Annotated in this window: 17 protein-coding genes and 1 tRNA gene; 11 read left to right on the top strand and 7 right to left on the bottom strand. The window is 71.3% G+C overall.

Features of this window, described 5'->3' with window-relative positions:
* The first annotated feature begins 304 nt into the window (after positions 1-304).
* The 4 genes from CRP49_RS19170 (at position 305) to CRP49_RS19155 (ending at position 3,050) form a co-directional block, all read left to right on the top strand.
* Complete coding sequence (locus CRP49_RS19170; RefSeq protein WP_179851679.1) at positions 305-562, top strand: hypothetical protein; 258 nt, start codon at positions 305-307, stop codon at positions 560-562.
* Positions 563-935: 373 nt separating this feature from the next.
* The gene (locus CRP49_RS19165) at positions 936-2,144 is read left to right on the top strand and encodes a helix-turn-helix domain-containing protein (RefSeq protein ID WP_097254469.1); all 1,209 of its coding nucleotides are present in this window, start codon (positions 936-938) and stop codon (positions 2,142-2,144) included.
* 123 nt (positions 2,145-2,267) lie between these two features.
* Positions 2,268-2,870, top strand: a complete 603-nt coding sequence (gene orn, locus CRP49_RS19160; RefSeq protein WP_094214434.1) for an oligoribonuclease — start codon at positions 2,268-2,270, stop codon at positions 2,868-2,870.
* Positions 2,871-2,977: 107 nt separating this feature from the next.
* Positions 2,978-3,050, top strand: a tRNA-His gene (locus CRP49_RS19155).
* A gap of 73 nt (positions 3,051-3,123) precedes the next feature.
* Here CRP49_RS19155 and CRP49_RS19150 read toward each other — a convergent pair.
* Positions 3,124-4,179 (bottom strand): LacI family DNA-binding transcriptional regulator, encoded by a 1,056-nt coding sequence (locus CRP49_RS19150; protein WP_097254468.1) that lies wholly within the window; start codon positions 4,177-4,179, stop codon positions 3,124-3,126.
* A 311-nt stretch (positions 4,180-4,490) separates the two neighbouring features.
* Between CRP49_RS19150 and CRP49_RS19145 the strand changes: the two genes are divergently transcribed.
* The 4 genes from CRP49_RS19145 (at position 4,491) to CRP49_RS19130 (ending at position 9,264) form a co-directional block, all read left to right on the top strand.
* Complete coding sequence (locus CRP49_RS19145; protein WP_097254467.1) at positions 4,491-5,822, top strand: ABC transporter substrate-binding protein; 1,332 nt, start codon at positions 4,491-4,493, stop codon at positions 5,820-5,822.
* Positions 5,819-6,844: a carbohydrate ABC transporter permease gene (locus CRP49_RS19140; RefSeq protein WP_097254466.1), complete on the top strand. Its 1,026-nt coding sequence runs from the start codon at positions 5,819-5,821 to the stop codon at positions 6,842-6,844. Before CRP49_RS19145 ends, CRP49_RS19140 begins: the two co-directional genes overlap by 4 nt.
* Positions 6,841-7,734 carry a carbohydrate ABC transporter permease gene (locus CRP49_RS19135; protein WP_179851678.1) on the top strand — a complete coding sequence of 298 codons (894 nt, stop codon included), beginning with the start codon at positions 6,841-6,843 and terminating at the stop codon, positions 7,732-7,734. The genes CRP49_RS19140 and CRP49_RS19135 overlap by 4 nt, the downstream gene beginning before the upstream one ends.
* 102 nt (positions 7,735-7,836) lie before the next feature.
* The gene (locus CRP49_RS19130; protein ID WP_097254465.1) at positions 7,837-9,264 is read left to right on the top strand and encodes a GH1 family beta-glucosidase; all 1,428 of its coding nucleotides are present in this window, start codon (positions 7,837-7,839) and stop codon (positions 9,262-9,264) included.
* A 69-nt stretch (positions 9,265-9,333) separates the two neighbouring features.
* Here CRP49_RS19130 and CRP49_RS19125 read toward each other — a convergent pair whose 3' ends face one another.
* The 3 genes from CRP49_RS19125 to CRP49_RS19115 form a co-directional block, all read right to left on the bottom strand.
* On the bottom strand, positions 9,334-10,800 hold the full coding sequence (locus CRP49_RS19125) for a cellulose binding domain-containing protein (RefSeq protein ID WP_097254464.1): 1,467 nt from the start codon (positions 10,798-10,800) through the stop codon (positions 9,334-9,336).
* A gap of 112 nt (positions 10,801-10,912) precedes the next feature.
* On the bottom strand, positions 10,913-12,313 hold the full coding sequence (locus CRP49_RS19120) for a HAMP domain-containing sensor histidine kinase (protein ID WP_097254463.1): 1,401 nt from the start codon (positions 12,311-12,313) through the stop codon (positions 10,913-10,915).
* Positions 12,310-13,029: a response regulator transcription factor gene (locus CRP49_RS19115; protein ID WP_097254462.1), complete on the bottom strand. Its 720-nt coding sequence runs from the start codon at positions 13,027-13,029 to the stop codon at positions 12,310-12,312. The genes CRP49_RS19120 and CRP49_RS19115 overlap by 4 nt, the downstream gene beginning before the upstream one ends.
* 99 nt (positions 13,030-13,128) lie before the next feature.
* Between CRP49_RS19115 and CRP49_RS19110 the strand changes: the two genes are divergently transcribed.
* Positions 13,129-13,629: a hypothetical protein gene (locus CRP49_RS19110; RefSeq protein WP_097254461.1), complete on the top strand. Its 501-nt coding sequence runs from the start codon at positions 13,129-13,131 to the stop codon at positions 13,627-13,629.
* Positions 13,630-13,639: 10 nt separating this feature from the next.
* Here CRP49_RS19110 and CRP49_RS19105 read toward each other — a convergent pair whose 3' ends face one another.
* Both CRP49_RS19105 and CRP49_RS19100 read right to left on the bottom strand, forming a co-directional pair.
* On the bottom strand, positions 13,640-14,509 hold the full coding sequence (locus CRP49_RS19105) for a spermidine synthase (RefSeq protein WP_097254460.1): 870 nt from the start codon (positions 14,507-14,509) through the stop codon (positions 13,640-13,642).
* A gap of 34 nt (positions 14,510-14,543) precedes the next feature.
* The gene (locus CRP49_RS19100; RefSeq protein ID WP_097254459.1) at positions 14,544-14,963 is read right to left on the bottom strand and encodes a hypothetical protein; all 420 of its coding nucleotides are present in this window, start codon (positions 14,961-14,963) and stop codon (positions 14,544-14,546) included.
* A 265-nt stretch (positions 14,964-15,228) separates the two neighbouring features.
* On the opposite strand from CRP49_RS19100, the gene CRP49_RS19095 reads away from it, so the two are divergent.
* Entirely contained in the window at positions 15,229-16,689 is a 1,461-nt protein-coding gene (locus CRP49_RS19095) for a tetratricopeptide repeat protein (protein ID WP_097254458.1), read from the top strand.
* Between the two features lie 223 nt (positions 16,690-16,912).
* Here the strand turns inward: CRP49_RS19095 and CRP49_RS19090 are convergent, their stop codons facing one another.
* The gene (locus CRP49_RS19090) at positions 16,913-17,509 is read right to left on the bottom strand and encodes a histidine phosphatase family protein (RefSeq protein ID WP_097254457.1); all 597 of its coding nucleotides are present in this window, start codon (positions 17,507-17,509) and stop codon (positions 16,913-16,915) included.
* A gap of 170 nt (positions 17,510-17,679) precedes the next feature.
* On the opposite strand from CRP49_RS19090, the gene CRP49_RS19085 reads away from it, so the two are divergent.
* Positions 17,680-18,624 (top strand): phosphatase PAP2 family protein, encoded by a 945-nt coding sequence (locus tag CRP49_RS19085; protein WP_097254456.1) that lies wholly within the window; start codon positions 17,680-17,682, stop codon positions 18,622-18,624.

The following is an 18,624-nucleotide window of genomic DNA, read 5'->3' as shown; positions in this document are numbered from 1 at the left end:
CGTTGTGATCCTTTGTGGGTGGGGGGTGACATCGGGTGGCGGTGCTGTGTCCGGGATTCGTCTTCCCAGCCCCATACCCCCAAGGGTACGGCGGCACGCCTCCTCTGCCCAGATCGCGCACACGCTCCGTAAGCGGCCCCCCGGTGTCCGTAGGGGTTCCCCGGAGCATGCACGAGCAGCGCCCGTAACGCAATGGTTGCTGCCCCGTACAGGCGGTTTGCACAGGATCCCGGGGCGACGGCCGGTGACCGACCGATCGAACAGGCGTTGAACCCGGGTGAGCCATCGCCGCAGGGAGTACGAGATGTCCGGACCCCGCTCCACCTCCGACCCGCACCCCGCCCCGGACACCACGAGCGACGTGATCCGCTGGGCGGCCTTCAGCTGCGTCCTCGTACCCGTGGTCCTCGTCTGGTACGGCACCTCGCTCGCCGGTGCCGCCGGCACCGCCCTCGGCCTCGCCGCCGTCACGGCCGCCTGCCGCGTCCTGCTGCGGCGGTCCGAGCGTTGCGCCGCGCAAAGAGGCGGACGTCACACCAAGCAGAAGACACCGGTCGACTGACCGGTTTTTGCGCCTCCGAACGCTTCTTTTCGGCCAACTTCTGGATGCCGTTCCGGAGGGGTCGCACCCACCCCCCAACCCCCGTTCCACCTGCACGGAAAGGGTCTGAGCGGACCCGCGCACCCTACGCGGTTTGGCCACTGCGACAAGGCGCACTTCCCTGCACGGCCCACGAGTGCAACCCTTCGTGATCGAATGCTTCACGCCAAGTTGTCATGTCGACAATGTCCGGCGTGTCTAACCGGCCACCGTGAGACCGCGGTAGCCAGTAGATTCGATCTTGATTACGGCGGGGGACTCGTGCAGGACCGAGGGGAAACGTGCAGGAGCGACACAACCGAGGAGCCGCGACCACCGAGGGGGGCTTAGCAGGATGAGCCACGACTCCACTGCCGCGCCGGAAGCCGCGGCCCGGAAACTCTCCGGGCGACGCCGCAAGGAAATCGTCGCGGTGCTGCTGTTCAGCGGCGGCCCCATCTTCGAGAGTTCCATTCCGCTGTCGGTGTTCGGGATCGACCGCCAGGACGCCGGCGTGCCGCGCTACCGACTGCTGGTGTGCGCCGGCGAGGAAGGCCCACTGCGGACCACAGGGGGCCTGGAACTCACCGCACCGCATGGGCTGGAGGCGATCTCGCGCGCGGGTACGGTCGTCGTACCGGCCTGGCGCTCGATCACCTCACCGCCGCCGGAGGAGGCGCTCGACGCACTGCGCCGTGCGCACGAGGAGGGCGCCCGTATCGTCGGGCTGTGCACCGGGGCCTTCGTCCTGGCCGCGGCCGGACTGCTGGACGGCCGCCCGGCGACCACACACTGGATGTACGCACCGACGCTGGCCAAGCGCTATCCGTCGGTGCACGTGGATCCGCGCGAACTGTTCGTCGACGACGGAGACGTACTGACCTCCGCCGGTACGGCCGCGGGGATCGACCTGTGTCTGCACATCGTGCGGACGGACCACGGCAACGAGGCGGCCGGCGCGCTGGCCCGCCGGCTGGTGGTCCCGCCGCGCCGCAGCGGCGGCCAGGAGCGCTATCTCGACAGGTCTTTACCAGAGGAGATCGGCGCCGACCCGCTCGCCGAGGTCGTCGCCTGGGCGCTGGAACACCTCCACGAGCAGTTCGACGTGGAGACGCTGGCGGCACGCGCCTACATGAGCCGCCGTACGTTCGACCGCCGGTTCCGTTCGCTCACCGGCAGCGCCCCGCTGCAGTGGCTGATCACCCAGCGGGTGCTGCAGGCGCAGCGGCTGCTGGAGACGTCGGACTACTCCGTGGACGAGGTGGCGGGCCGCTGCGGCTTCCGCTCACCGGTCGCGCTGCGCGGGCACTTCCGCCGCCAGCTCGGCTCGTCCCCCGCCGCCTACCGGGCCGCCTACCGGGCCCGTCGGCCGCAGGGCGAGCGGCACGGTGACACGGAGGCGCCGGTGGCACAGCCAGGGCTGTCGGGCGCGCCCGGCCTGCCCGGTCCCGGACCGCTGGGCCACACGCCCCCGGTCCTGCACCCGGACCGGGAGAGCGGGGTCCCGATGCAGAGCCGCCGCCAGCCGGTGAGCCTGCTGCCGGGACCGCGCAGCGGCAGCTGAGCGAGGCGTACAGAGAGAGAGGGGGCGGACACACACCCGCCCCCTCTCTCTATGCCTCCGGCGGCGAGATCACCCCGTGCACGGCAGACCCGCGGAGCGACCCCGCGCCGTAAGGTGAGACACATGAACGATCGCATGGTGTGGATCGACTGCGAGATGACCGGCCTCTCGCTGTCCGACGACGCTCTCATCGAGGTGGCCGCCCTCGTCACCGACTCCGAGCTGAACGTACTCGGCGAGGGGGTGGACATCGTCATCCGTCCGCCGGACTCGGCGCTGGAGACGATGCCGGAGGTGGTGCGTCAGATGCACACCGCGTCCGGGCTCCTCGACGAGCTGGCCGGGGGCACGACGCTGGCCGACGCCGAGGAGCAGGTGCTGGCGTATGTACGGGAGTGGGTGAAGGAGCCCGGCAAGGCCCCGCTGTGCGGCAACTCCGTCGGCACCGACCGCGGCTTCCTGCTGCGGGACATGCCGACCCTGGAGGACTACCTCCACTACCGGATCGTCGACGTCTCGTCGATCAAGGAGCTGGCCCGCCGCTGGTACCCCCGGGCCTACTTCAACAGCCCGGAGAAGAACGGCAACCACCGCGCCCTCGCCGACATCCGCGAGTCGATCGCCGAGCTGCGCTACTACCGCGAGGCCGTCTTCGTCCCGCAGCCCGGCCCGGACTCCGACACCGCCAAGTCGATCGCCGCCAAGCACGTCCTGCCGGCCCAGTAGGACCCCGCCGGAAGCCCCCGCGAAAACCTGTGCGCGAGCACCCCTTCGGACCCTGTAGACTTCTTCTCGGCCGGTCGGGGAAACGACAAGTTCCACCGCCGGTCATGGTGGGTGTAGCTCAGCTGGTAGAGCACCTGGTTGTGGTCCAGGATGCCGCGGGTTCGAGTCCCGTCACTCACCCTGAGTGATCAGCCGGTGACTCCGTCGAGAGACGGGTCACCGGCTGATTCGTTTTCGCGGTCACCCGCCCCGCTCAAGACGAAGCCCGCACCTCCAGCTCCGTGGACAGCACCGCATGCCGCCGCTCCAGCCCCCGGGACATGGCCGGGCGGCGGTCGGCTATCTCCGTGAGCAGGAGGTCGATCATCGCGCGGCCCATCTCCTCGATGGGCTGGCGGACGCTGGTCAGTGGTGGGTCCATGTGGCGGGCGATGGCCGAGTCGTCGTAACCGACCAGCGCCACGTCGTCCGGGATCCGGCGGCCCGCCTCGCGCAGGACCTGGCGGGCGCCCGCCGCCATGACGTCGGAGCCGGCGAAGACCGCGTCCAGGTCGGGGTGGCGTTCGAGCAGCGTGGTCATCGCGCGGCGGCCGCCCTCCTCGGTGAAGTCCCCGGGCTCGATGAGGAGTTCGTCCACCTGGCGGCCCGCGTCCCGCAGGGCGTCGCGGTAGCCGTCGACGCGGCGCTGGGCGCCGTAGACGTCGAGGCGGCCGGTGATGTGGGCGATCTTGCGGCGGCCCCGGGAGAGCAGGTGTTCCACGGCCGAGCGGCCGCCGCCGTAGTTGTCCGAGTCCACCGAGGTGAGCGTCTCCGTGGCCGAGCGCGGGCCGCTGATCACCGCCGGGATCTCCAGCTGGGCCAGCAGGTCGGGGAGGGGGTCGTCGGCGTGGACCGAGACCAGGAGGACGCCGTCCACTCGGTGGGCCGCCAGGTACTGGGCGAGGCGCTGCCGTTCGCGGTCGCTGCCCGCGAAGATCAGCAGTAGCTGCATCTCCGTGTCGGAGAGTTCGGCGCCCACGCCGCGCAGCATGTCCGAGAAGTACGGCTCCGCGAAGAAGCGGGTCTCGGGCTCGGGGACGACCAGCGCGATGGCGTCGGTGCGGTTGGCCGCGAGGGCGCGAGCCGCCGTGTTCGGGACGTAGCCGAGTTCGGCGACCGCCGCCTCGACCGCCGCGCGGGTCGCGTCGCTGACCCGGGGCGAGCCGTTGATCACCCGCGAGACCGTGCCCCGGCCGACCCCGGCCCGGGCGGCAACCTCCTCGAGCGTGGGCCGCCCACCGCTCCGGCCCCGCGCTCCGTGGCTTGCCATGGGATCCGCCTCCCTCACACCAACATCCTGGCTGGCTGGAATCTAACAGTCCTGGCCAGAGCGGCGAGCGACTCCGGAGGTCCGGGGAAGGCCAGTTAACGCTCGGATAACTGAACGCATCCCTCCGCGTCCGCTCCCTTGACACCCCGCCGCGAACCGACGACTCTTCAACACATCACTGGTGGGAGCGCTCCCACAGTACCTGACACATACACATCCCGCACGTTCCCCGCCCGAGCCGCAGCGAGTACGAACGGGCCCAACCATGCAGTTGGCCGGGGGGTCGGCACGTCAGGCAACAGGAGGACGCAATGCGCACGAGCATCCGCCGGTCCCGCAGGCTGGGGGCCTTCGTGGCCGTCGCCGCGCTGACCACAGGGCTGCTGGCCGGCTGCGCCAACGACTCGGACGACGGCTCGTCGAACGCGGACGGCGGCAGCAACGGCAGTGGCAAGGGCAAGATCACGCTGACCATCGGGACCTTCGGCGTCTTCGGCTACAAGCAGGCCGGCCTCTACGACGAGTACATGAAGCTCCATCCGAACATCAACATCAAGGAGAACGTCACCACTCGTACCGACGTCTACTGGCCGAAGGTGCTCACCCGCCTCCAGGCCGGCTCCGGCACCGACGACATCCAGGCCATCGAAGTCGGCAACATCACCGAGGCCGTCCAGACGCAGGGGAACAAGTTCGTCGACCTCGGCAAGGACGTCGACAAGTCGCAGTGGCTGGACTGGAAGAACGCCCAGGCCACCACCAAGGACGGCAAGCTCATCGGGCTCGGGACCGACATCGGGCCGATGGCCATCTGCTACCGCAAGGACCTGTTCAAGCAGGCCGGCCTGGAGACCGACCGGACCAAGCTCGCCGCGCAGTGGAAGGGCGACTGGGCCAAGTACGTCGACGTCGGCAAGCAGTACATGAAGAAGGCGCCCAAGGGCACCAAGTTCGTGGACTCCGCGTCCTCCGTCTACAACGCGGCCCTGGGCGGCGGCGACCAGCGGTACTACGACAAGGACGGCAACGTCGTCTGGGACAAGTCCAGCGGTGTGAAGACGGCCTGGGACGTGGCGATGTCCGTCGCGACCAGCAACATGTCGGCGAAGCTGAAGCAGTTCGACCCGACCTGGGACCAGGGGTACGCCAACGGCACCTTCGCCACGGTGGCCTGCCCGGCCTGGATGATCGGCTACATCGAGCAGAAGTCCGGTGACTCCGGCAAGGGCAAGTGGGACGTGGCGGCGGCCCCGACCGCGGCCAACTGGGGCGGCTCCTTCCTCGGTGTGCCGACGGCGGGCAAGCACCAGAAGGAGGCCGTCGAGCTGGCCAAGTGGCTGACCGCGCCCGAGCAGCAGGCCAAGGTCTTCGCCAAGCAGGCCAGCTTCCCGTCGACCCCGTCGGCGTACGCGAGCCTGAAGCCGGCCGCCGACACCACGGCGTACTTCTCGAACGCGCCGATCACGCAGATCTTCTCCGACTCGGCGAAGACCATCCCGACGCAGTACTTCGGCACGAAGGACCAGCCGATCAACACCGCGATCACCGACGTCGGCATCCTCCAGGTCGAGCAGAAGGGCAAGTCCCCGGCGCAGGGCTGGGACGCCGCGTCCAAGGAGATCAAGGACGTGCTCGGCCAGTGACCAGCTCCAAGCAGGCTCTCGCGCACCCCGCGTCGAGCGCCGAGGCCGCGCCCGGCACCCCGCCGGGCGCGGCCCGGGGCGCTCACGGTCGCGGTACGCCGGCGGGCACCGACTCCTGGCGCAGCCGGCTGTACCGCTGGGACATGAAGGCGTCGCCGTACGCGTTCGTGGCCCCCTTCTTCGTCCTGTTCGGGGCGTTCACGCTGGTCCCGCTGCTCTACACGGCCTGGTACTCGCTGCACGACGTCCAGCTGTCGGCGCTGGACCACCAGACCTGGGCGGGCCTGGACAACTACCGGAACCTGTTGTCCTCGGACTTCTTCTGGAACGCCCTGAAGAACACGTTCACCATCGGTCTGATCTCCACGGTTCCGCAGCTGCTGGCCGCGCTCGGCCTCGCCCATCTGCTGAACTACAGGCTGCGCGGCTCGACCGTGTGGCGGGTCGTGATGCTGACCCCGTACGCCACCTCGGTGGCCGCCGCGACCTTGGTGTTCACGCTGCTGTACTCGTGGGACGGCGGCATGATCAACTGGATCCTCCACTTCGTCGGCGTCGATCCCGTCAACTGGCGTGAGTCGGACTGGGGTTCGCAGTTCGCGGTGTCGTCGATCGTGATCTGGCGCTGGACCGGGTACAACGCGCTGATCTACCTGGCGGCGATGCAGGCGATCCCGACGGATCTGTACGAGTCGGCGGCGATCGACGGCGCGAACCGCTGGCAGCAGTTCCGGCATGTGACGATCCCGCAGCTCAGGCCCACGATCCTGTTCACGATCGTCGTCTCCACCATCGGCGCGACCCAGCTCTTCGGTGAGCCGCTGCTGTTCGGCGGGGTCAGCGGGTCCAAGGGCGGCTCCGAGCACCAGTACCAGACGCTCGGTCTGTACATGTACGACCAGGGCTGGATCATCGGCAACCTCGGCAAGGCGTCCGCGATCGCCTGGTCGATGTTCCTGATCCTGTTGATCGTCGCCGCGGTCAATCTGCTGCTCACCCGACGGCTGAGGAAGTCCCAATGACGACCAGTGAACTGACGCTGCCCGCGGCGAAGGCGACGAAGGTGAAGCGTCGCCGGGTGATGGGCGCGGGCAAGCAGCTGCACGCGGGCCCGGTGACGTACGTCGTCCTGACCGTCTTCGCCCTCGTCTCGCTGGCCCCGCTGGTGTGGACGGCCATCGCGGCCTCGCGCACCGACCGGCGGCTCGCCCAGACTCCGCCGCCGCTGTGGTTCGGCGGCAACCTGTTCAAGAACATGCAGGCCGCCTGGGACCAGGCGGGGCTCGGCACGGCGATGTTCAACTCGGTGATCGTGGCGGGCACGATCACGGTGAGCACGGTGCTGTTCGCCACGCTGGCCGGCTTCGCCTTCGCCAAGCTGCGGTTCCGGTTCTCCGGCCTGCTGTTGCTGCTGACCATCGGCACGATGATGATCCCGCCGCAGCTGGCCGTCGTACCGCTGTACCTGTGGATGTCGGACTTCGGCTGGTCCAACCAGCTGCAGACGGTGATCCTGCCGAGCCTGGTGACGGCGTTCGGCACGTTCTTCATGCGGCAGTACCTGGTGCAGGCGCTGCCGTCGGAGCTGATCGAGGCGGCCCGGGTGGACGGGGCGAGCAGCATCCGGATCGTGTGGCACGTGGTGTTTCCGGCCGCCCGGCCCGCGATGGCCGTGCTCGGCCTGCTGACCTTCGTGTTCGCCTGGAACGACTTCCTGTGGCCGATCATCGCCCTGAACCAGCAGAACCCGACCGTGCAGGTGGCCCTGAACTCGCTCGGCACCGGTTATGTCCCGGACCAGGCGGTGATCATGGCGGGTGCGCTGCTCGGCACGCTGCCGCTGCTGATCGCCTTCCTGCTGTTCGGCAAGCAGATCGTGGGCGGGATCATGCAGGGCGCGATCAAGGGCTGACCGCCTTCCGCCAGGGGCCGGGCCACCGCCGCCCCGGCCCCTTCCTCCCCCACCTCCCCACCCACTTCGTCGGTCTCCTACGACCTCAATGGGAGCGCTTCCATGCCTGAACCCGTTACCTCCGTGACCTTTCCTCCCGCCTTCCTCTGGGGCGCCGCGACCTCCGCGTACCAGATCGAGGGGGCGGTGCGGGAGGACGGCCGCACCCCCTCGATCTGGGACACCTTCAGCCATACGCCGGGCAGGACGGCCGGCGGTGAGACCGGTGACATCGCCGTCGACCACTACCACCGCTACCGCGACGACGTGGCGCTCATGGCGGACCTGGGCCTGAACGCCTACCGCTTCTCGGTCTCCTGGTCCCGGGTGCAGCCGACCGGGCGGGGCCCGGCGGTCCAGGTGGGCCTGGACTTCTACCGCCGCCTGGTGGACGAGCTGCTCGCGCGCGGCATCAAGCCGGCGGTCACCCTCTACCACTGGGACCTGCCGCAGGAGCTGGAGGACGCGGGCGGCTGGCCGGAGCGGGACACCGCGCTCCGGTTCGCCGAGTACGCGCAGCTGGTCGGCGAGGCGCTGGGCGACCGGGTGGAGCACTGGATCACCCTCAACGAGCCCTGGTGCAGCGCCTTCCTGGGCTACGGCTCCGGCGTCCACGCCCCCGGCCGCACCGACCCGGCCGCCTCCCTGCGCGCGGCCCACCACCTCAACCTGGCCCACGGCCTGGGTACGGCGGCCCTGCGCTCGGTGATGCCGGCCCGCAACCAGATCGCCATCAGCCTCAACTCCTCGGTGGTGCGGCCCCTTTCACAGGACCCGGCCGACCTGGCGGCGGCCCGCCGCATCGACGACCTGGCCAACGGGATCTTCCACGGGCCGATGCTGCACGGGGCGTACCCCGAGACCCTCTTCCCGGCGACGGCGTCGGTCACCGACTGGTCGTACGTCCTCGACGGCGACGTCCGCACGATCAACGCGCCGCTGGACGCGCTCGGCCTGAACTACTACACGCCGACCCTCGTCTCGGCAGCCCCCGAAACGGTCCGGGGCCCGCGGGCGGACGGCCACGGCGCAAGCGACCACTCCCCCTGGCCGGCCGCCGACGGTGTGCTGTTCCACCAGACCCCGGGCGAACGCACGGAGATGGGCTGGACGATCGACCCGACGGGCCTGCACGAGCTGATCATGCGCTACTCACGGGAGGCCCCCGGCCTGCCGCTGTACATCACCGAGAACGGCGCGGCCTACGACGACAAGCCCGACCCGGACGGCAACGTCCACGACCCCGAGCGCATCGCCTACCTCCACTCCCACCTCTCGGCGGTCCGCCGCGCCCTCACCGACGGCGCGGACGTACGCGGCTACTACCTCTGGTCCCTGCTGGACAACTTCGAGTGGGCGTACGGCTACGGCAAGCGCTTCGGTGCGGTGTACGTGGACTACGCGACCCTGGAGCGGACTCCGAAGTCGAGCGCGCGGTGGTACGCGGAGGCGGCACGGACGGGGGCGCTGCCGGCGGTGTCGGCCGCCTAGCGGGAAGGGGCGCGGCACCCCTCGGGGGAGGGGTGCCGCGCCTCGCCGGTCAGGAGCCGTACGGCTCGGTCACTTGAAGGCGCCGAACGCCTTCGAGAACGCGAACTTGTCCTGGGTGATCGAGCTGCACGTGGCGTCGGCGGTGGGCTTGGTGCCCCCGTCGCACTGCTTGTCGCGGGTCGCGGACCACATGGAGAGCCAGCCGAGGCCCTTGGACTTGGCGAAGTTCACCAGCTGGGTGGCGTCGTCGACCTTGAAGACCTCGGAGGAGACGTCGTTGACGCCGATCATCGGGGTGACCGCGACCGTCTTCCAGGCGGCGGAGTCGGAGAGCCCCAGGACGCTCTTGACCTGGGCCTGGGTGGCGGTCGCCGCCTGCTCGGCGTAGGTGCCCATGTCGCCGCTGTAGGAGGGGCCGTAGTCCATCGCCATGATGTTGACGGTGTCGATCTTCACGCCGTTGGACTTGGCGTTGGAGAGCAGGTTCACGCCGTCCTGGGTCAGGCCCTCGGGCATCACCGGGAGGGTGTAGGAGACGTCCAGGCCCGGGTGCTGGGCCTGGAGCTTGGCTATGGCCTGGGCGCGGCGGGTGTTGGCGGTCGTGTTCGGCAGCGCGCCGCCCTCGACGTCGAAGTCGACCTTGGTCAGCTTGAAGGCGTCGACGACCTTGCCGTAGGCGGCGGCCAGCGCGTCCGCGGAGGAGCAGGTGGTGGCCAGCTCGGAGCCGGAGGCGCCGCCGAAGGAGACCCGGACGTCACCGCCCTTGGCGCGCAGGGAGCCGATCTGCGCGGCCACGCCGTCGCTGGTGACGTCCGTGACGCCGCCCCACTTGGGGGTGCAGCCGCCGCCGTCGGTGATGAAGGCGAGGTTGAAGTTCTTCACGCCGGTCGCGTCGGCCGCGGCGAGGAGGTCGAAGGCCGGGTAGAGGGAGGTGTCGACGTAGGGCGCGAAGCCGGCGGAAGCGGTGGTGCCGCTGCCGGTGCTGCCGGTCGGCGTGGGCGTCGCGCTCTGGGTGGGGGTGGCGCTCTGGGTCGGGGTCGCGGTCTTGGTGGGGGTCGGGGTCGGCGACTGGGTCTGCGTCGGGCGGCCGCTCGGCTCGGGGGTCGCGCCGCCGTCCGCGGAACAGCTCGCGTTGTCGATACGACAACCGGTGGGATCCCCGGCACCGTTGACGACGAAGCCGACGGTGACCGACTTGCCGGGCGCGAGGCCCTCGGTGTCCCACTTGGCCTGCTTCACGGTGACGTGCTGACCGCTCACGCTCGACTCGCCGTTCCACAGCGAACTGAGCTTCGCGCCCGCGGGGAGGTCGAACTCCAGCGTCCAGGTCTTCTCCGCCTGGCCGCTGTTGTTGGTGACGACGTACTGCGCGGTGTAGCCCGTCGACCAGTCGCTGGTCTTGGTGTACGCGGCGTTCACGCCGGCCGCGTTCGCGGTGCCGGTCAGCAGGACCGCGCCGCCGCCGACCACGGCCGCGGCGACCAGGCCGCCGATCGCCTTGTTCCTGCCACTGATCCTGCGCCGGTGCGTGCTCATGCGCGTGCCTGCTTTCGCTGTTCACGGGGAGGTGAGGTGCGGCAGCACGCTAGCGAGCGAGAATCGGACAAACGGCTTGATACGGGCGGCTGTTGGGGATCTTATGGTGCGCTTAAGGAAGGGATCGGGGACGGTTAAAGGTCGAGACCAATTTGCGCGGCCGGCGCCTCCGCGCCGCTCCCCGGCGCCCTCCGCCCCCCGGCCCCCGCCCGTCCAGCTGGAACCAGATCCGCACCTCGGTGCCGCCCAGCACCGAGGATCCGATGCGGACGTCGCCGCCGGTGGCCTCCGCGAGCCGGCGCACGATGTCGAGGCCGAGCCCGGTCGAGCCCGCGCTGCCGGAGCCGCGGCCGCGGGCCATCGCCGCCTCGGGGTCCGGTATGCCCGCCCCCGCGTCGGAGACCAGCACGATCACCGCGTCCTCGCCGTTGTGCACGTCGACCGCGAAGGCGGTGCCCTCGGCGGTGTGCCGGAAGACGTTGCCGAGCAGCGCGTCGAGCGCGGCGGCCAGGTCGGCCCGGGCCACGGGTATGCGCACCGGCCGCTCCACTCCGGCCACCCGCCATTTGCGGCCCTCGTCCTCGGCGAGCGCGGACCAGAACTCCATGCGCTCGCGGACCACTTCGGCCGCGTCGCACCCGGCGCCGGGCCCGGCCGCCGCGGTCTGCGGCTTGGCCTCCCGGGCCGTCCGGATGATGGTGTCGACCTCCCGCTCCAGCTGGGCGACGGCGGCCCGGGTCTGCTCGGCGGCCGGACCGCCACCGAGGGAGGCCGCGTTGAGCCGGAGCACGGTCAGGGGGGTGCGCAGGCGATGGGAGAGATCCGCCGCCAGTTCTCTCTCGTTCGCGAGGAGCTGTACGACCTGGTCGGCCATGGAGTTGAACGCGACCGCCGCCAGCCTCAGTTCGGTCGGGCCGTCCTCCGGCACCCGGGCGCCCAGCTGGCCCTCGCCCAGCTCGTGCGCACCCTCGACCAGCCGCTGCGCGGGCCGCACCATGCGCACCCCGAGCCGGTCGGCGACCGCGACCGAGCCGACGATCAGCGCGAGTCCGACACCGGCGAGCACCGCCCAGGCCGTGCCGACGCCGTTGCTCACCTCGGACTGGGGGACGTACACCTCGACGACCGCGACGCCGGAGCTGAGCGCGACCGGCTGCAGCAGGGTGGAGCCGCCGGTGACCGAGGTGGTGGAGGCACGGCCCAGCTTCCGTACGGCCTCTATGTCCCGGTCGGCGGCGCGCTTGCGGCCGAGGTCGAGCGCGGCCCGGCCGTCGGCGGCGGGCAGGTGGACGGCCATCCCGGAGTCCGCGCCGGCCGAGGCCACCACCCGCTCCAGCTTGTCCCGGTCGGTGGTGATGGACAGCGCGGGGGCGACCGCGGCGGCCTCCCGCTCGGCGTTGGAGAACGCGTGGTCGCGGGCCATCTCCTTGACCACGAGACCGAGGGGGACGGCGAAGGCGACCACGACCATCGTGGTGACCGCCAGACACACCTTGACCAGGGCCCATCTCATCGCGGCGGCTCCCCTTCCCCGTCGGCGAGCACGGGCGGCTCCAGCTTCACGCCGACACCCCGGAGGGTGTGCAGATAGCGCGGCCGGGCGGCCGTCTCCCCCAACTTCCGGCGCAACCAGGACAGATGCACGTCGATGGTCTGGTCGTCGCCGTAGGACTGCTGCCAGACCTCGGCGAGGAGTTCCTTGCGGGCCACGACGACACCGGGGCGGCCGGCGAGGAAGGCGAGCAGGTCGAACTCGCGGCGGGTCAGGTCGAGCCGGACGCCGTCCAGTTCGGCTTGGCGGCGCAGCGGATCCACGGTCAGCCCGCCGACCCGGATGACGGGCGAGGGCGGGGCCTCCCCGACGGCGGAGCGGGCCCGGCGCAGCACGGCCGCGATCCGCGCGGACAGATGCTCGACCGAGAACGGCTTGGTCAGATAGTCGTCCGCCCCCGCGTTCAGCAGCCGCACGATCTCCGTCTCGTCGTCCCGCGCGGTGGCGATGATGACGGGCACGTCGGTGATGCCGCGCAGCATCTTCAGGGCCTCGGAGCCGTCCAGGTCGGGCAGTCCGAGGTCCAGGATGACGACGTCGAAACGGAGATGGGCGACCTCGCGCAGCGCCTCCAGTGCCGTACCGACGCTGCGCACGGTGTGCGAGGCGTCGGTCAGATGCCGGATGAGCGCCGAGCGTACGAACTGGTCGTCCTCGACCACGAGCACACTTGCCATGCGCCGCACCGTACGCCATGCGGTGGACACCGGTCCGGCGCCTGTGGATAACTCGGGGCGAGTGCGCACGGCGGTAACCCTGAGGCAGTATGGCTCGCGATGCGCAGAGGACTCGTACACGTACTGGCGTGGCTGCTCGCTACGGGCGCGGCGGTCACGCTGTCGTGGTGGGGCGTGCACACGGTGATGGCCGGGACGGCGTACGACCCGCCGCGCGCCCTGCCGATCACGGCGGCGGACACGACCACGCAGCGCTCGAAGCCGCTGGACACGCCGACCGCGCGGCCGGCTCCGTCGAGGAGCCCGTCGTCCGAGCCGCCGTCGCCCACACCGTCCCGGACACGGACCCCCAGCACCAGCCCCTCCGCCACGGCCTCCGGCCGGGTCAAGGCCTACGACACGGACGGGGGCCGGGCGGTCTTCGACCTGGGACCGGCGAGCGCCACGCTCGTCTCGGCGACGCCGGGGACCGGCTGGTCGATGCAGGTGTGGAAGACGGAGACGTGGATCCGGGTGGAGTTCGGCAGCGGCGCGGACCGGGTGTCGGTGTTCTGCACCTGGCACGACGGGCCGCCCCATGTGGAGGTCGGCACCTACTGAGCCGCCGGCGCTAACGGAACACCGAGGGCGGCGGGGCCGGGGAGGCCACCGCCGCCGCGTCCGTCACGGGTGCGGCGCCACCGGTGAAGTCGAGGAGCTGCTTGCCGTGTTCGACGCGGGCGGGGTGCGGGTCGGAGGCGGCGCGGCGGGTGAGTTCGGCGAGCGGGAGCGGGAGGTCGCAGGCGGCCAGGATGGCGTTGCCGAAGCGCTTGCCGCGCAGCACGGCCGGGTCCGCGATCAGCGCGAGTTCCGGGAAGCGGGCGGCGGCGGTGGCGATCTGGCCGCGCAGATGGGCGAGCGGCGGGCCGTCGGCGAGGTTGGCGGCGTAGACACCGGAGGGCTTCAGGGCCCGGCGGACCTCGTCCAGGAACTCGGTGGAGGTGAGGTGGGCGGGGGTCCGGGCGCCGCTGAAGACATCGGCGATGACCAGGTCGGCCCAGCCGTCCGGCACCTTGGCAAGACCTTCGCGGGCGTCGGCCGACCTGACCCGTATTCGGGCGTTCGGGTCCAGCGGCAGCTCGCGGCGGACCAGTTGGACCAGGGCAGCGTCCCGCTCGACGACCTGCTGGGTGGAGCGGGGACGGGTGGCGGCGACGTACCGGGCGAGGGTGAGGGCGCCGCCGCCGAGGTGCACCGCCTGCACCGGCTTACCGGGCGGGGCGACGAGATCGATGACATGGCCGAGGCGGCGCTGGTACTCGAAGGAGAGGTACTCCGGGTCGTCCAGGTCGACGTGCGACTGGGGCGCCCCGTCGATCAGCAGCGTCCAGGCCCGGCCGCGGTCCGGGTCGGGTATGAGCTGCGCGAGTCCGCCGTCGACCGTCTCCACCACGGCCTCGACGGCGGCCGACCTGCGCCGGTTGTTCCTGGACCTGCCCATCGGTCCATTTTCGCAGCTGCCGCGGGTGCTCGCTTCACCGGCAGCTGTCGGCCGCCTCGATCAGCCGGGCCGCCTCCCCGAGGGCCCGGCGCAGCACCACCGGGTCGGTCGCGAGGTCGGCCTCGCCGGGCGGCACCAGCCAGTCCGAGCCCTCCACCGGCGGCTCCGGGGCCAGCCGCAGTCCCCGCCCGTCGGTCTCGGTGCAGGTGCTGCCCGGTACGTCCCAGCAGGCGGCGGTGCCCGCCGGCACCAGGAAGCCGAGGGTGTCGCATCCGTCGTCGTGCAGAACGGGCCCCACGGCCTCCCCGGCCCCCCGCCGCAGGATGTCGACCGCCTCCAGCCCCTGCCGGGTCGGCACCGTGACGAGGTCGCAGGCCGCGTCGCCCGCCGTCATCGACGGCGTCGCAACCGGCGTGTCCGACATACAAGGATCGTTGCTCTGGCTGGTCTCCATGCCGGCCTCCACCACGCCGCCCTGTTGCAGTCCACGGAGTCCAACGCACGAGCGCGTCAACGGCTACGGCACAAGTGCGCCGCAAAGGATGGCAGTTCATGGCAGATCGTGGATGAGATATCCGGTTTGTAGCTAAACACAGCGTGGCGGGTCCGACACAGCAGGTACGTTCTTGCTCGCCGGAACCAGGGTGTCACAGGACAACTCAGCCCGAATCCACTCCGGATCCGGCATGGTTCGACGGTTCGCACGAGAGGACCCGGCCATGGCGTCGTCAACCGAGACCTCGTCACAGCCCGAACGGCCACCCCGGCCGAACCTCGCCTTCCGGCAGCTGCGCGGCCGGCGCTCACCGGCCGAGTTCGCGGCACTGGTGCGGCGGGCCGCCCGCGAGATCGGTGAGCGGGTGAGCTGTGACGCGCGTTACATCGGCAGGGTCGAGGCGGGTGAGATCCGCTGCCCCAACTACGCGTACGAACGGGTGTTCCTGCACATGTTCCCCGGCCGCACGCTCACCGACCTCGGCTTCGCGCCGCGCTCCGCCGTCCGCGGACGCGCGGCGCGTCCGCCCGGGGAGGCGCCCCCGGCGTTCGGCACCGCTGAGACGCGGGGGGCGTGCGAGCCGTATGACACTCCGGACCGGTACGACCCGCAGGACCCGCACGACCCGCACGAGAACGACCACTTGGACCACGAGGAGAGCGACGTGCTGCGTCGCGCATTCATGACCGGCGGAGGCGCCACGGTTGCCGCCGCCACGCTGAGCCCGTTGGGGCTCACCACCGACGCCGTGGCGGCGGCCCGGCCGCTGCGCCGCGCCGGAACCCCCGAGGCGGCCGCCCTGGAGGAGGCCGTCCGCCGCATTCGGCTGCTCGACGACCGGCACGGCGCTGACGGCCTGTACCGGCGCGCGGCAGCGCCGCTGCGCGCCGCCTACGCGCTCCTGGACGCCGGAGCGACCCGGCAGACGACCGCCGAGCGACTGCACTCGGGCGCCGGTGAACTCGCCATCTCCGTGGGCTGGCTGGCCCACGACTCCGGGCGCTTCGACGATGCCCGCTCGCACTACGCGGAGGCGCTCGCGACCGCCCGGATGACCGGCGACGACGGTCTGGAGGCCCACGCGTTCTGCAACACGGCGTTCCTGGCCCGCGACGCCGGGCGCCCCCGCGAGGCGGTGCGCGCCGCGCAGGCCGCCCAGCGCGTCGCCCGCCCGCTGGGCTCCCCCCGTCTGATGTCCCTGCTCGCCCTGCGCGAGGCGGGCGGCTGGGCGGGGCTCGCCGACCGCACCGGCTGCGAACAGGCACTGGCCCGGGCCCAGGCCCTCTTCGAGCGGGGCCACTCGGACGCCGACCCCGAGTGGATGAGCTTCTACGGAGAGGCCGAGCTGGAGGGTCTTGAGGCGCAGTGCTGGTCGACGCTGGGCGACTGGCGGCGCGCGTCCCGCCACGCGCGCCGTGCGGCGGGCCTCCAGGACCCGCACTTCACCCGCAACATCGCCCTCTACACCGCCGAACTCGCCGACGACCTGGCCCGCGAGGGCCGCCCCGACGAGGCGGCGGCCGCCGCGCTGCACGTCCTGTCCCTGCTGGACCAGGTCCAGTCGTCCCGCATCCAGACGATGCTGGCGGGGACGGCACGGGTGTTGCTGCCGCATCGGCGGGCTTCGGGTGTGTCGGACTTCTTGGACCGCCACGCTTCGCTGCCGCGGGCTGGGCGGGGGTAGGGTCCGTCGTCGGCTGCGGGTGCGTGGGGGCTTGTCGCGCCCACGCGGCGGAGCCGCACATCGATACAGCCCCGCGCCCCTGGGGAGTTGCAGCCCCGTCGGCCCTCTAGTTGCCCCACGTAGCTGCGGGCAGTCGTGCCGCTGGGGCGGCACGGGTGGGCGCAGCGGCACCCTGCCAGCGCCGGGAAGCGCCCCCCGGCCAGCACCAACACCGGGCACCCAGTTACCCCGCCAAGTGCCCCAAGTCGTTCCAGCTCTCGATCGCCGGCTCGCCGTAGGCCCAGCCGAGTATCGAAAGTGAGGTCGGGTTCAGGCGTATGCGGGCCGCGAAGTCCAGGGGCAGGCCGAGCCACCGTGCGCCGATGGACCGCAGGATGTGCCCGTGGGCGAAGACGAGTACGTCGCGGTCGGCCGAGCGGGCCCAGGCCACGACCTCGTCCGCGCGCGCGGTGACCTCGGCGATGGACTCGCCCTCGGGAACGCCGTCCCGCCAGATCAGCCATCCCGGCCGCACGGCCTGGATCTCGGCGGGCGTCATGCCCTCGTACGCGCCGTAGTCCCATTCCATGAGCGTGTCCCAGGACTCGGCTCGCTCACCGAACCCGGCCAGCTCGCACGTCTCACGCGCGCGTGCCAGCGGACTGGTCCGCACCTCGACACCCGGCAGCCCGTCCAGCGGAGCGCGATGCAGCCGCTCGCCGAGCAGCTTGGCCCCGCGCCGGCCCTCCTCCAGGAGCGGCACATCGGTCCTGCCGGTGTGCTTGCCGGACAGCGACCATGCCGTCTGTCCGTGCCGGGCCAGCAGGATGCGCGGTGCCATGGGGGACCTTTCCAGAAGCAGGGAGGGGTCCCTCCATCATCGCAGGGGCAACCCACCGCGCGATCTCGGCGTCTTTGAGGGCTGAGCGCCCGCATGGCCGGGATATGGACACCGTAAAGTGGCACGGTCGCCCGTCGGGGCGCACCAAGCAGAAGGGGGAGGGCGATCGGATGTCGCAGACCGAGACACCGGGCACCGAGGTGGCCCCGCGAACCCGGCTGCGGTGGTGGACCGAGCTGCCCCTGATCCTGCTGGTCTACGGCTGCTACTCGGCCGGCCGCCTCCTCGCGCGGGGTGACGTCTCCACCGCCGTCGACCACGGCCTGGCCATCCTGCGCATCGAGAAGGCCCTGTACCTCAACGCCGAGCACCCGCTCAACCGGCTGTTCACGCGCGAGGCGTGGCTCGGCGTACCGGCCGACTTCTGGTACGCCTCCCTGCACTACCTGGTCACGCCCGTCATCCTCGTCTGGCTGTTCCGGGCCCGCGCCGAGCACTACCGGGCGGCCCGCACCTGGCTGATGACGTCCACGTTCATCGGATTGATCGGCTTCACCCTGCTGCCCACCTGCCCGCCCCGCCTGCTCGCCGACGGCCACGGCTTCGTCGACACGATGGCCCAGTACAGCTCGTACGGCTGGTGGGGCGGCGAGGCCAGCGCGCCGCGCGGCATGGGCGGCATGACCAACCAGTACGCGGCGATGCCGAGCCTGCACGTGGGCTGGGCGCTGTGGTGCGGGGTCATGCTGTGGCGGTACGGCGGCAACCGCCTCACGAAGGCCCTCGGCGTCGCCTACCCGCTGGTGACCGCGATCGTCGTCATGGGCACCGCCAACCACTACTCCCTGGACGCGGTCGCCGGGGTCGCGGTGATGGGCGTGGGCCTGCTGCTCGCGCCGCGCGTGCTGCGCGGTGCGGATCTGCTGCGGGCCCGCTTCGAGCGCCGTACCCCAGCGGTCCCTTCGGGCACGGGTTCCCCGATTGTCAGTGGCGGATGCCAGACTTCCGCGGGTGAGCGAATTCCACGGCAGCGCGAGTCGCAGCTCGCATCCGCAGCCGAACCGGACGGCTCCCCCAGCGACGCAGGGGAAGAGGCTCCGGCAGCGGCTCGCTGA

Origin of the sequence: Streptomyces sp. Ag109_G2-15, from assembly GCF_900215565.1 — a bacterium.
Taxonomy (GTDB): Bacteria; Actinomycetota; Actinomycetes; order Streptomycetales; family Streptomycetaceae; genus Streptomyces; species Streptomyces diastatochromogenes.
This window is presented reverse-complemented; position numbering and strand designations above follow the sequence as displayed.

What these genes read in the sequence shown, in the direction of transcription:
- CRP49_RS19170 (WP_179851679.1), top strand. Translation starts at nt 305, where the DNA reads ATGTCCGGACCCCGCTCCACCTCCGACCCGCACCCCGCCCCGGACACC.
- CRP49_RS19165 (WP_097254469.1), top strand. Translation starts at nt 936, where the DNA reads ATGAGCCACGACTCCACTGCCGCGCCGGAAGCCGCGGCCCGGAAACTC.
- orn (WP_094214434.1), top strand. Translation starts at nt 2,268, where the DNA reads ATGAACGATCGCATGGTGTGGATCGACTGCGAGATGACCGGCCTCTCG.
- CRP49_RS19150 (WP_097254468.1), bottom strand. Translation starts at nt 4,179, where the DNA reads ATGGCAAGCCACGGAGCGCGGGGCCGGAGCGGTGGGCGGCCCACGCTC.
- CRP49_RS19145 (WP_097254467.1), top strand. Translation starts at nt 4,491, where the DNA reads ATGCGCACGAGCATCCGCCGGTCCCGCAGGCTGGGGGCCTTCGTGGCC.
- CRP49_RS19135 (WP_179851678.1), top strand. Translation starts at nt 6,841, where the DNA reads ATGACGACCAGTGAACTGACGCTGCCCGCGGCGAAGGCGACGAAGGTG.
- CRP49_RS19130 (WP_097254465.1), top strand. Translation starts at nt 7,837, where the DNA reads ATGCCTGAACCCGTTACCTCCGTGACCTTTCCTCCCGCCTTCCTCTGG.
- CRP49_RS19125 (WP_097254464.1), bottom strand. Translation starts at nt 10,800, where the DNA reads ATGAGCACGCACCGGCGCAGGATCAGTGGCAGGAACAAGGCGATCGGC.
- CRP49_RS19120 (WP_097254463.1), bottom strand. Translation starts at nt 12,313, where the DNA reads ATGAGATGGGCCCTGGTCAAGGTGTGTCTGGCGGTCACCACGATGGTC.
- CRP49_RS19115 (WP_097254462.1), bottom strand. Translation starts at nt 13,029, where the DNA reads ATGGCAAGTGTGCTCGTGGTCGAGGACGACCAGTTCGTACGCTCGGCG.
- CRP49_RS19110 (WP_097254461.1), top strand. Translation starts at nt 13,129, where the DNA reads ATGCGCAGAGGACTCGTACACGTACTGGCGTGGCTGCTCGCTACGGGC.
- CRP49_RS19105 (WP_097254460.1), bottom strand. Translation starts at nt 14,509, where the DNA reads ATGGGCAGGTCCAGGAACAACCGGCGCAGGTCGGCCGCCGTCGAGGCC.
- CRP49_RS19100 (WP_097254459.1), bottom strand. Translation starts at nt 14,963, where the DNA reads ATGGAGACCAGCCAGAGCAACGATCCTTGTATGTCGGACACGCCGGTT.
- CRP49_RS19095 (WP_097254458.1), top strand. Translation starts at nt 15,229, where the DNA reads ATGGCGTCGTCAACCGAGACCTCGTCACAGCCCGAACGGCCACCCCGG.
- CRP49_RS19090 (WP_097254457.1), bottom strand. Translation starts at nt 17,509, where the DNA reads ATGGCACCGCGCATCCTGCTGGCCCGGCACGGACAGACGGCATGGTCG.
- CRP49_RS19085 (WP_097254456.1), top strand. Translation starts at nt 17,680, where the DNA reads ATGTCGCAGACCGAGACACCGGGCACCGAGGTGGCCCCGCGAACCCGG.